The sequence below is a fragment of the Clostridium sp. YIM B02500 genome, from assembly GCF_022324665.1.
Classification (GTDB): Bacteria; Bacillota; Clostridia; order Clostridiales; family Clostridiaceae; genus Clostridium; species Clostridium beijerinckii.
The window spans coordinates 1-12,464 of record NZ_JAKGTE010000062.1 but is presented as its reverse complement, the minus strand read 5'-3'; the positions used below and the strand labels follow the sequence as shown (position 1 = coordinate 12,464).

At 29.4% G+C, this 12,464-nt stretch carries 11 protein-coding genes, 1 tRNA gene and 1 rRNA gene; 9 read left to right on the top strand and 4 right to left on the bottom strand.

The genetic code is table 11. The annotated features are described in order from the left end of the window. The first annotated feature begins 325 nt into the window (after positions 1-325). Positions 326-763 carry a hypothetical protein gene (locus L1S46_RS25830; RefSeq protein WP_012061050.1) on the top strand — a complete coding sequence of 146 codons (438 nt, stop codon included), beginning with the start codon at positions 326-328 and terminating at the stop codon, positions 761-763. Positions 764-808: 45 nt separating this feature from the next. Beyond that, positions 809-1,252 (top strand): VanZ family protein, encoded by a 444-nt coding sequence (locus L1S46_RS25825; protein ID WP_238901375.1) that lies wholly within the window; start codon positions 809-811, stop codon positions 1,250-1,252. A 296-nt stretch (positions 1,253-1,548) separates the two neighbouring features. On the opposite strand, the gene L1S46_RS25820 is transcribed toward L1S46_RS25825, so the two are convergent. Then, positions 1,549-3,048 (bottom strand): hypothetical protein, encoded by a 1,500-nt coding sequence (locus L1S46_RS25820; RefSeq protein ID WP_039773101.1) that lies wholly within the window; start codon positions 3,046-3,048, stop codon positions 1,549-1,551. Positions 3,049-3,320: 272 nt separating this feature from the next. Between L1S46_RS25820 and fusA the strand changes: the two genes are divergently transcribed. The 4 genes from fusA to L1S46_RS25800 all read left to right on the top strand — a co-directional run bounded on the left by fusA (position 3,321) and on the right by L1S46_RS25800 (position 8,661). Beyond that, the gene (gene fusA, locus L1S46_RS25815; protein WP_238901373.1) at positions 3,321-5,402 is read left to right on the top strand and encodes an elongation factor G; all 2,082 of its coding nucleotides are present in this window, start codon (positions 3,321-3,323) and stop codon (positions 5,400-5,402) included. 240 nt (positions 5,403-5,642) lie between these two features. After that, complete coding sequence (locus L1S46_RS25810) at positions 5,643-5,879, top strand: hypothetical protein (RefSeq protein WP_238901371.1); 237 nt, start codon at positions 5,643-5,645, stop codon at positions 5,877-5,879. A gap of 111 nt (positions 5,880-5,990) precedes the next feature. Beyond that, positions 5,991-6,944, top strand: coding sequence for an ROK family protein (locus L1S46_RS25805; protein WP_012061045.1), 954 nt, complete (start codon positions 5,991-5,993; stop codon positions 6,942-6,944). A 484-nt stretch (positions 6,945-7,428) separates the two neighbouring features. Then, entirely contained in the window at positions 7,429-8,661 is a 1,233-nt protein-coding gene (locus tag L1S46_RS25800; protein ID WP_017210169.1) for a competence/damage-inducible protein A, read from the top strand. 171 nt (positions 8,662-8,832) lie between these two features. On the opposite strand, the gene L1S46_RS25795 is transcribed toward L1S46_RS25800, so the two are convergent. Then, entirely contained in the window at positions 8,833-9,564 is a 732-nt protein-coding gene (locus L1S46_RS25795) for an NAD-dependent protein deacylase (RefSeq protein WP_238901369.1), read from the bottom strand. Between the two features lie 189 nt (positions 9,565-9,753). On the opposite strand from L1S46_RS25795, the gene rrf reads away from it, so the two are divergent. Continuing rightward, positions 9,754-9,870, top strand: a 5S ribosomal RNA gene (rrf, locus tag L1S46_RS25790). Between the two features lie 5 nt (positions 9,871-9,875). Further along, positions 9,876-9,951 (top strand) — tRNA-Phe (locus tag L1S46_RS25785). Positions 9,952-10,172: 221 nt separating this feature from the next. On the opposite strand, the gene L1S46_RS25780 is transcribed toward L1S46_RS25785, so the two are convergent. After that, positions 10,173-10,583, bottom strand: coding sequence for a DUF3785 family protein (locus L1S46_RS25780; protein WP_012061042.1), 411 nt, complete (start codon positions 10,581-10,583; stop codon positions 10,173-10,175). Positions 10,584-10,723: 140 nt separating this feature from the next. Continuing rightward, on the bottom strand, positions 10,724-11,401 hold the full coding sequence (locus tag L1S46_RS25775; RefSeq protein ID WP_238858654.1) for a uracil-DNA glycosylase: 678 nt from the start codon (positions 11,399-11,401) through the stop codon (positions 10,724-10,726). A gap of 180 nt (positions 11,402-11,581) precedes the next feature. Here L1S46_RS25775 and L1S46_RS25770 point away from each other — a divergent pair, with 180 nt between their 5' ends. Continuing rightward, positions 11,582-12,328: a peptidyl-prolyl cis-trans isomerase gene (locus L1S46_RS25770; RefSeq protein ID WP_012061040.1), complete on the top strand. Its 747-nt coding sequence runs from the start codon at positions 11,582-11,584 to the stop codon at positions 12,326-12,328. The last annotated feature ends 136 nt before the right edge of the window (positions 12,329-12,464 follow it).

The window sequence follows — 12,464 nt, the reverse complement described above, 5'->3', positions numbered from 1 at the left end:
TAGCTCAGTTGGGAGAGCACCTGCCTTGCACGCAGGGGGTCAAGAGTTCGAATCTCTTTATCTCCACCATTAAAAACTATGAATTTTATTCATAGTTTTTTTGTTTTATTATTATAAATATTGTTGTTAAATAATATTTATTACTGGTATGAGTTATATGGTGCAGAAAATAGTAGAACAACAGTATAAAATAGGCTAAAAATACTAATTGTTAAAGTATACAATGAATGAATTATAATATATAATTTATATGTAAAATATATGTAAAAATGTAATTTAATATTTTTATTTATTGTATAAAAATTATATTGCGAGGGGTAGGATTATGGTAAGAACTATTGTCTGCAAAAAAGATGGATGTAGCGGTAATGAATTTCATATATCAACAGAAGACAATAAACTTAAATTAGTATGTAAAGACTGTGGAAGTACTTATTATTATGATGTGAGTTATTATGAATTTATAATGTTATCAAATTGTGCAGAGTGTAATAACGATACATTTAAGGTGTTTAATAATTTAGATAAACAAGGAATATATGCTAAGTGTTCTAAGTGTGGTGCTCCACCAGAAAAAATATACATTGATGATGAAGGTGTTCAAGTTACTTATGAAGCAAAGTTACTACAAGATATAAAGCAGTTTATGTATCAAATTGATCAAAGAATTTGTAGCTTAGAGATGAAAATCGATGGTTTGGAAAAAGGGCAAGAATTATTAGAAGAATCACTTGCTTATATAAATAGATATATGTCTGAGTAATATAATATCTGTGAATTTTAAAATTGTACTTAAAGAGGATGGAATATGAAGAACAAAAGGAAAATTATTTACTGGTTTTTATTAATAGTTTGGATGATAGGGATATTTATTATGTCTAATCAACCTGCTCAAATATCTGATTCTCAAAGTGAAGGCGTAATAAATATTCTTTCTGCTATAGGTATCAATATGAATGGAATATTTGGACAGCTTACTAATTTTATAGTTAGAAAATGCGCACACTTTCTTGAATATATGGTATTATCATTATTAGCGTTTAATGTGTTTAAATTGTATTTTAATATCAGAAGAGTTATTTTTGTGACAGTAGCTTTTGTATTTCTTTACGCTTGTTCTGATGAAATACATCAATTATTTGTTTTAGGAAGAGAAGGTGCTTTTAGAGATGTTATAATAGATACGGTTGGGGGTATTACACTAATATTGATTAATCTATTTAGAATGCATATAGTTGGCAATAAAAGATAATTTGAATAATTGGGATATAGTAATTTAATATTAAAACCAAATTAATCATTCGAATTTTAAAATAATATAAATCAGCTAATTATTTTAAGGTATGAGAATAAGGAATAAAAGTAAATAAAAATTGTGAAGGCTAAGTATATAATGCAAATTAAGCATTGTATACTTAGCCTTCATTTTCTATAAAATAAATTAAATATGTGATGCAAACATAAATATAAGTTAGTGATAAACAAATATAGATATTGGTTTAATTAGAGTAAACAAAATTACAATTACTCTAAGATTACTTGTTAAGCCTATTTATGAGATGAATTAAATTTTATTTTAAATAGATTATTTACTTTAAATAGAATATAAACAAGAATAAGCATTAATAATGCATCAAAAGTGAAGTTGAATAAAAATAATTGTTTCGAGGTATCAGCCTTTCCATTGCCGACAAAAGGCATTGGAAATTGAAGTATACCTATAAATATAACAGTCCAAAGCAAGAGAATTTTGTTCTTGATTTCAGGGTTAGAACTATTTCGAATATATTTATACAGTGAGCATAACAGAACAATAAGATAAATTAATCCTATAAAATATAAATTTCTAGGCAATATTTTTTCCCTTATAGATGACCAAAGTGTGAAACGATGGAAATCCCTAACTGGGGTTAAACTATCAGCTTTTGAGTACTTACCTAGTCCGGTACTAGTATAGAATGCCTTACTTGCGGTATATTTCATGCCATTTAATAAACGAGTAGGGTGAGTTAAATAGAATTTTCCAAGTTTAAAGTTATTTATTTTACTGTAGAATTTTTCATCAGTTATTTCTGAACCAGGAATATATTTGACATATTCATCAGAATCCAAATAAGCATGTTTCCCAGCCTCAGCTGATAAATCAGGATCTAAGCCTAAATCTATCAAGTCTTGCTCTGGAGTAGTAGATTCGTTTAGTACTCCATAAAAGACTGAGTTATACTGGGTGTCTTTACTTAAGTTGTTGCTATTCATATTGATGCGAATAGGATAGATTATCAATAAGCATGTAATAACATATAAAATAGCTAAATTGATTTTATTTAGATTATATCTATTATCCAATAATATTTTACATATAAGAATTATAATAATAGGTAAAGAAGTAATAACTTGTAATTTAGAACCTAAAAATAAAAATGCTGAAAATAATATATAAAGTATTTTCGACATTAATTTTTCCGTTCCCTTTACTACGTATTTGTACTTAATATAGTTAAGAATGGATGCAACAAGTAGCGATAGTGTAGTTATCATCATTGGTTCTCCATATAGGCTATTAAACCAAATTAAATAATTACCATCAAAGAAAATGAATGCGGTTATTAGTACAACCATCATAGATTTAATATTATTTTTTATATTCAAAGATTTTAATATTATGATAAATGAAAGAATATATATAATACTATAGATGACAGCTAAATATTGAGTTTTAAATATATTATGATCAAGTGATTTGCATATATAATTAACAAGTATTATTAGATAGCTCAAACTACAATTCCAGATGATTTTAGGATCAGTATTGTTTAAAGGGGTAATCTTATAATCAGTCACAATAAAGTCATAATATCCTACAGAGTTAGGATTATTCGTATCTGAGTCTAATAATGACAGACCAGATACATTCATAATTCTATAGAAATCACCTTGATCAGCAACACCTACTTGGGGTTTTATAAATAAGACTCCGATAGTTATAGAAATTGCAAGTAAAGCAAACCAAAACATATAGAAGTTTCTTAAATTCTTTTTTGCTTTCATTAAATTTTCCTCCACAAAGATAGATTTAAAGTAATAAACATGATTCTAAAGATATTAACAGATAAAATTATAATGTTTTTTGGTTAATACTACAAGAAAACATCAAATTAATTTAAAGGACTACTTCAAAAATAGGATAAATATAAATTTTCAGAAAATTAAGAAAATAAGGAGGATTTAACGAATAGAAATAGAAATATAACATATAGCATTATTAAGTGAAAGGCAGGTGGGAGCCAATCTCTAGGGTAGATTAAGGGTTTGGCAGCATTATGAAAGATTATAGTATTAAAAATTTAAGAAATGTAGGATTAATGGGGCATAATGGAACTGGAAAGACTTCCTTAGCGGAAAGCCTTCTGTATTATTCAAAAATTACAGATAGATTAGGGAACATTGAGGATGGGACTACGGTTTTAGATTTTGATACTGAAGAAAAGAAGAGACAATTTTCTATTGCCCTTTCAGTAGCACCAATTGAATTAGATAATGTTAAAATAAATCTTATTGATATTCCTGGATATGCAGACTTTCAAGGTGAATGTATCGAAGGAATGAGATCCGTGGATGTAGGTATGATAGTTGTAAGCGGAGTTTCAGGAGTCAAGGCGGGAACTGAAAGAGCCTGGGAATATTGTAACAAAATTAAATTGCCTAGAACATTTTTTATAAATAAATTAGATAGAGAGAACTCGGATTTTAATAAAGTATTAGCATCTCTTAAAGAAAAGTTTGGCATCAGCGTGGTGCCTATTCAGTATCCTATAGGAGAAGAAGACAATTTTAAAGGAGTAATAAATATAATATCCAAACAAGCAAGAGTATACGATGTAAAGACTAAGGAAATAAAAATATTGGATATACCTGAAGAGCTCCAGGATGAAGTTGAAAATTGTAAGAAGATGATTATGGAAGCTGTAGCTGAGACTGATGAAGTATTGCTTGATAAATATTTTAGTGAAGGTGAATTGAGTGATGAAGAAATATATAAGGGCCTTATAAGTGGATGTGCTAATGGGGATATTGCCCCTGTTATGTGTGGAAGTGCTACAAAAGTTATTGGAATGGATTCTTTAATTGATGATATTGTAGAATGTTTTCCATCGCCAGAATATGCTATTCCACAAAAAGCTGTAGACGTTTTAAAAGATGAAGAGGTTTTTGTTAATCTCAATCAAGATAAGCCTTTTTCTGCATTAGTATTTAAAACTATTGCAGATCCATTTGTAGGCAGGATATCATTTTTTAGAGTTATTACAGGTGAAGCGAAAGATGATATGACAGTATTAAATGTTAATAAAGATAAGAACGAAAAATTATCCCATATATGTTTTATTAGAGGTAAGACACAAATACCAGCTAAAAGAATAATAGCTGGTGATATAGGTGCTATTTCCAAGCTACAGTATACAAATACAGGCGATACTTTAGCTAGTCCTGATTTTAAAGTAATATATGACAAAATGAATTTTCCTAAAACAGTTTTCTCAATGGCTGTAATCCCACAAGCTAAAGGTGATGAGGAAAAGATATCTCAAGCTTTGGTCAAGTTAAAAGATGAAGATCCTATTTTTCAGATTGATAGGGATGTAGAAAATGCAGAAATTGTAATCTCAGGACTAGGAGAAACACATATTAATGTAATCGCAAGTAAAATAAAAAGTAAATTTGGTGTAGAAGCAGTATTAAGTTTACCAAAGGTACCTTATAAAGAAACTATAAAGGGATTTTCAGATGTACAAGGAAAACATAAAAAGCAGTCTGGTGGACATGGCCAGTATGGAGATGTGGTAATTAAATTTGAACGTAGAACAGATGGAGAGGAAGAATTAGAATTTATTGATAACGTTGTTGGTGGTGCAGTTCCAAGAAATTTTATTCCAGCAGTAGAAAAAGGATTAAGAGAGTGTATAACTCATGGGGTTTTAGCAGGATGCCCAGTTATAGGCCTTAAAGCGACTCTTCATGATGGATCATATCACTCTGTAGATTCTTCTGAAATGGCTTTTAAGATTGCAGCCTCTATAGCTTATAAAAAGGGATTAGAGCAAGCTAAACCTATTCTTTTGGAACCTATAATGAAAGTAGAAGTTATATTACCAAATGAATATATGGGTGATGTAATAGCTGATATAAATAAAAAGAGGGGAAGAGTAATCGGAATGGAACCAGAAGGGGACAAGCAAAGGGTTATATCAGAAATTCCGCTTGCCGAAATTAGAAAATATGCTACTGAATTGAGATCTTTAACTCAAGGAAGAGGAGTATTTACAAAAGAATTTGTAAGATATGAAGAAGTTCCAGAGATAGAGGTAGCGAAAGCCATAGAGAGCATTAATGAATTAAGAAAATAAGATTACGGAAAGTTATAGCTAAAATTTACGGAATAGGAATAAAAAGTACTCTAGTGTAGTAATTACATAAAGGGTACTTTTTATTTATTGGCTTAATAAAGAGAAGTAAAATAAAATTTACTATAATTAAGGAATAAGGTAAATTTTACATTAATATATATAGGATAAAATCATGTGTAGAAAGACATAATATTTTAGTGATAGTATATTTTATACAATTTAAACAAGGAGGCCTCTACAATGTCAGATTATAGTATGGATATTAATGGGAGTATAGAGTTGAGTGATTATAGTAATATATTTGACTATTTTAATATAATAGACAAAGATGATAACTTTGTAATAAGGATAGATAGAAATAATAAGGATGACATAGAATTAATTAATTCTATGCTTCAAGATAACAAATTCAATATTAATTATACACAATATGACGATTTTGGGAACTATTACATAAGCGCCAATAAAGGATCTTGAAAAAATATTATTTAAAATACAGGTTTTATTGGAATAGCATAATATAGTATAATATGTATTAGCAAATTGTTTTTTATTGGTATATTAAATAAAATAAAGGAGAGTTATATTATGCAAAAATATGTTATAGGAGTAGATTTAGGAGGAACTAAGATAAGTACTGCATTATCTAATTTAAATGGAGAAGTGCTATGTCAAACAACAGTTCCTACAAATGCAAGTGAGGGAGAAATTCCAGTATTAAATAGAATTATAGAATCTGTTGAAAAAGTAATTAAAGATGGATCAGTAACTTATAAAGATATAAAAGGAATTGGTATCGGTTCCCCTGGACCTTTAGATGCTGAAAAAGGAACTATAATCTATACACCAAACCTTCCATTTAAGAATTTTAATTTAGTGGAACCTTTGAATAAAAAATTTGAAGTTCCTGTGTTTTTAGATAATGATGCAAACGTTGCAGCTATCGGTGAATATATGTTTGGTGCAGGAAAAGGCGCTAAAGATGTAGTGTTCTTCACAGTAAGCACTGGAGTAGGTGGAGGAGCTGTCTTAAATGGAAAGGTATATAGAGGACACACTTCAAATGCCTTAGAAATAGGACATATGACAGTGGCACCAGATGGACCAAGATGTAATTGTGGAAATATAGGGTGTGTAGAAGCAACGTCATCAGGGACTGCAATTGCAAAAAGAGGACAGGAAGCATTAGCTAGCAAAGTTGAGACTTCATTAAGAAAGTATGATACTATTACTTCATATGAGGTGTTTACAGAGGCGGCTGCAGGAGATCCAGTTTGCGTAGATATAATTAATAATGCACTGAATTATTTAGGAATAGCTATAGCTAATGCAGTATCTATATTTGATCCAGAAATTATAATAATAGGTGGTGGTGTATCAAAAGCTGGAGAGATTGTTTTTGATACAGTAAGAAAAGTTGTTGATAAGAGATGTTTTAAATCCATGGCAGAATCAGTTAAGATTGTTCCAGCAGGATTAGGTACAGATGCAGGGGTAATTGGTGCGGTAGCATTAGCATTGCTTGAAACAGAAGATAAGTAATATAAAGAATGAAGCAAGTAAAGTAGTGTAGATTTTTAGATTAACCCTAGAGCTTTGAAACATTTAGAATAGACTTTTATAATAGAATTGCAGATAGATGTGAATAAAGATTAAAAATTTCACATAAAATTAGAACAGAAAGCTCTCTTTGCAATGAATTTTTTCTTCTCATACATATTACTAAGTTTATTCTAGGTTAATTACTTAACTAATGAGACTTTTATTTTGATATTTAAAGTATTTACCTATAATAGATTGGGATGAAAAAAATTTTTATATAAGCTATCTCTAGATATACTTAGAGATAGCATATTATAAAAGAATATATTTTATATGAAACCTATTCAATAGATTGTTGGATAGGTTTCAATCTTTAATTATAATATAAATAGAGATTATTGTAATTAATAATGGTTTAGTAGTATAATTTCTAATTAAGAATATTATTGTAGACTTGCAAATTAAATAAGAAGAAGGTAATAAGATGAAAGCAGAGATTATAGCCATAGGAACAGAGATTTTATTAGGCGATATAATTAATTCAAATGCCCAATATTTAGCTCAGGAATTAGCAGCCCTTGGAATAGATATGTATTATCAGCAAGTAGTAGGAGATAATGAAATAAGAATTATGCATGCATTTGATGAGGCATATAGCAGAAGTGACATCATAATAACTACAGGAGGACTTGGACCTACAGATGATGATATTACAAAAGAAGTTGCAGCTAAATATTTTAATAAAGAATTGATTCAGGATGAAAATTCGATTAAAAAAATAAGAGATTATTTTAAATTTAGAGAAAGAGCAATGACTAAAAATAATTTAAAGCAAGGATTAATTCCAGAAGGAGCAACTGTTATAAAGAATAATAATGGAACAGCGCCAGGAGTTATAATAGAAGATGATAATAAGATAATGATCATTTTACCTGGGCCACCAAAGGAAATGAAACCAATGTTTGAAGAATCGGTTAAACCATATCTTCAAGAGAAATCAGATTCAATATTGGTTTCAAGAGTTGTTAAGATACTTGGAATAGGGGAAAGCGCTGTTGCAGAAGAGATTAAGGATTTAATAGATGCTCAAACTAATCCTACAATTGCGCCTTATGCAAAAGATGTAGGAGTAATGCTTCGTATAACTGCAAAGGCTGAAACTAAAGATGAAGCACTAAAATTGATAGAACCAATTGAGGAAGAAATTAAGAACAGACTTGGGGATAATGTTTATGCAACTGAGGATATTAACATAGAAGAAGTTGTAGCTAGGCTTTTGATAGAGAAGAAACTAACAATATCTACGGCAGAATCATGTACTGGTGGCATGATAGCAAGCTATCTTATTAATTATCCAGGTATATCGGAAGTTTTTTTAGAAGGCGCTGTAACATATTCCAATGAGGCTAAACATAATAGACTAGGCGTTAATAATGATATTTTAAACAAATATGGGGCCGTAAGTGAAGAAACCGCAAGAGAAATGGCAATTGGTATTGCAAAGACAGCTAATACTGATGTTAGCATTGTAACAACAGGAATTGCAGGACCAGAAGGTGGTACTTTAGAAAAACCTGTTGGATTGGTTTTTATAGGTGTGTATGTTCAAGGAAAGGTAACGATACAAAAATGTTTGTTTAAGGGAGATAGAAACAAAGTAAGGCTTCAGGCTACAATTACAGGATTAGATATGCTAAGAAGAATTCTTATTAAATAAATTATGCAAAATAAAAATGCCATAATATATTTCAAACGAAGTAATATATTATGGCTTTACAAATTGTATATAAATAAAAATGGGGGAGAGGCGATTAAATATTGAAGTTAAATACTTCATTATTATTTATTGCCAAATTAAATTTATTTATACATAATTTAGATAAAAAATTTATAATTCTTTTATAGCCTCGCTTAATGTTTTCCCGAAAGAATCGTTAATAACCAAATTAGCTTTGGAATCAGCAGATGTAGAACTTTTATTTATTAACACAAGATTCTTTCCTCTAAAATAATTGATAAGTCCGGCAGCAGGATAAACAACAAGTGAAGTTCCACCTATAATAAGAGTATCTGCATTAGAAATTGCATTTATAGATTCTCTAATTACTTTATCGTCTAGCCCCTCTTCATAAAGAACTACATCGGGCTTAACAATTCCACCACATTTAGTGCAAGTAGGAACTTCTTTAGATTGTAGGATAAAATTCACATCATAGGATTCGTGACATTTAACGCAATAATTTCGATGGATAGATCCATGAAGTTCAAATACATTTTTGCTTCCAGCCATTTGATGAAGTCCATCTATATTTTGTGTCACGATAGCTTTTAATTTTCCCAGTTCTTCAAGTTTAGCTAATGCTAAGTGGCCGGCATTCGGTTTAGCTTCTGGATATATAAGTTTTGCTTTGTAAAATTTAAAAAATTCTTCAGGATATTTAATATAAAAAGTATGTGATACTAACTGCTCAGGAGTCAATGTAGCGTTTAATTTCTCGCTAAATAGGCCATTTGAGCTTCTAAAGTCAGGTATATTAGATTCCGTACTGATACCAGCTCCGCCGAAAAAGACTATATTATTACTATTCTTTAATATTTCTGATAACTTTTCAATGCTCATAGAAAAACCTCCAAATTAGAATTTATTTTAAGTATTAAAAACACATTATCATGTATATTTAATTATTGCACAATTGATTAGAAAAATAAAATATAAACCCTGATGAATTAAACATTTTAAAATATTTATAATAAAAAAATAAAAAATGTGTTGACATAATATAAATAACTCGATATAATACTACTTGTATCTGGTGATGACGGCGTAGAGGTAACACTCCTTCCCATTCCGAACAGGAAAGTTAAGGTCTACAGCGCTGATGGTACTGCATGGGAGACTGTGTGGAAGAGTAAGACGTTGCCAGGTAATATGGCTCGATAGCTCAGTCGGTAGAGCAGAGGACTGAAAATCCTCGTGTCACTGGTTCGATTCCAGTTCGAGCCACCAAAAAAGCACTAACATAAGTTAGTGCTTTTTCTATATCTTTAGAAAATTATAATTCAGTAAAATATGTATACAATTTTTTGAATAGTTTAATTAACTTAAGTTACTATTTCAAGGGAATAAAAAATACATTATATTCGTTAAAAAGATAACATTTAAATTATATTTCTAAATGTTATCTTTTTTTATATTAACTATTTGTAAAAAAGTTATATAGGAATTCCTTAAACAGTACATTGATCTATATATATTGAGTAGATACCGCAGTTAGGGCATACAGTCACACTAACTATATAGCTATCATCAATTTTTCCTAAACCAAAAAGTTTATTAAAAGATGTATTCTTATATTCATTACAGATAGTATTTATTACATATTCATTATCTTTTGTATATATGTAAAAGTGGTACTCTAAGTAACGATAAGATTTATTTATTTGCTCTTGAGTATTACATGTACATTTATCACCATAATATTCAGTTGAAAAACTTATTTCTTCTCCTTCATTTAGAGCATTCAATATTATATCTAAGGAAAGACCTGTAATCTCATTTTCCCCTTCAAAAAATATCCCATCGCAATTATTCTCTGTTAGTACGTATTCTTTATTCTCATAAACAAATTTATAATCCACAAAACAACCTCCTCAAAATTAGCGTATAATCAATTATACACCAGCATATGCACAATGTTTAGCAAAACTATATTTAAACATTTAATTTATAATAGAAAGGCTTAATTTAAATGTAAGCATTGGAAAAGTAAATTAAATAATTATATATTTTCGATTTGCCAGTCAATTGGTTCTTGATTTGTAGAAATTAGAAAATTGTTTGTTTTTGAAAAAGGTTTACTTCCGAAGAAGCCTCTTGATGCAGATAATGGACTAGGATGAACGGATTTTATTATAAGATGCTTAGGATTAGTAATAAAGTCAGTCTTTGAAATAGCATTATTACCCCAAAGTATGAATACTATAGGTGTTTCCTTTTTATTTAGCACCTTAATAACCTCATTTGTGAATTCTTCCCATCCCTTATTTTTGTGGGAATTAGCTTCTCCAGCTCTAACTGTAAGTACCGTATTTAGCAATAAGACTCCTTGATCAGCCCACTTTCTTAAATAGCCATTGTTTGGAATATAGCAACCTAGATCAGTATGTAGTTCCTTATAGATATTAATTAAAGATGGTGGAGTTTTTACACCTGGATTAACAGAAAAACTCAATCCATGCGCTTGGCCAGGTCCATGATAAGGATCTTGACCTAATATAACAACTTTAACTTTATTATAAGGTGTAAAATGTAAGGCGTTAAAGAGATCATACATATTAGGATAAATGGTCTTAGAGTTATATTCATTTATTAAAAATTTTCTTAGATCAATATAATAATCTTTTTGGAATTCAGACTGCAAATAATTTTTCCAATCATTTTTTAATATATCGGACATTAAATCACCCCTAAATTAGTATAACATTTTATGGTGGTTTTATGTATACTATGTATTTTTGATTAAAAATCTAAAATTTATTTAGTTATATTATTGTTAGAAGTAGTAGATACTGTTAAAATGAAGTGTATATAACAAACTGTTAAAAATAATATAAAATGATTATAAAGGAGAATTCACATGGAAAATAAAGTGTTAGCTGTTGCAGCAGGATATGAAATAACAGAAAAAGATTTAAATGCAATAATTAGTAGATATCCACAAGAGCAAAGAGGAGCTTTACAAAGCGAAGAAAAGAAGAAACAATTGGTAGAACAATTGATTTCATTTGAATTAATGAATAAGTTTGGAAAAGAAATACAATTAGATAAGACTCAAGAATACAAAGACGCCATGGAAAATATATCAAAGGAAGTTATAACTTCAATGGCAATAAATAAAGTATTGAGTGATGTAACAATAACAGATGAAGAAGTAAAGAAATACTATGAAGATAATAAAGAAGCTTTTGGTCAGCCTGCAACAGTTTCAGCTAGACATATTCTAGTAGAAACTGAAGAGGAAGCAAATAAGGCAAGAGAAGAAATCTTAAGCGGCAAGATTTCATTCGGAGATGCTGCAATGAAATATTCAACATGCCCATCTAATCAACAAGGTGGAAATTTAGGTGAATTCTCAAAAGGTATGATGGTTCCAGAATTTGAAGAAGCTGCTTTTACATCAGAAATAGGAAAGGTTACTGAACCGGTTAAAACTCAATTTGGGTATCATTTAGTGTTAGTAGATGCAAAAAATGAAGCCTCAATCAAAAGTTTTGAAGAAGTTAAAGACAGTGTATTAGATAATTTAATTAAAGAAAATCAACATAAAAAATATGATCAAATATTGAAGGAATTAGAAGCTAAATACGGAGTTGAAAGAAAATAAAAATTTCTATTTAATAGCAATATAGTTTCAAAAATAAAGGTAATGATGGATACATTACCTTTATTTTTTTGTATTTTGAATACCACCTGCTACGCGGGTGGTTCTAAAGAGCTTTCAGCGGTGAGTAGAAAATAAA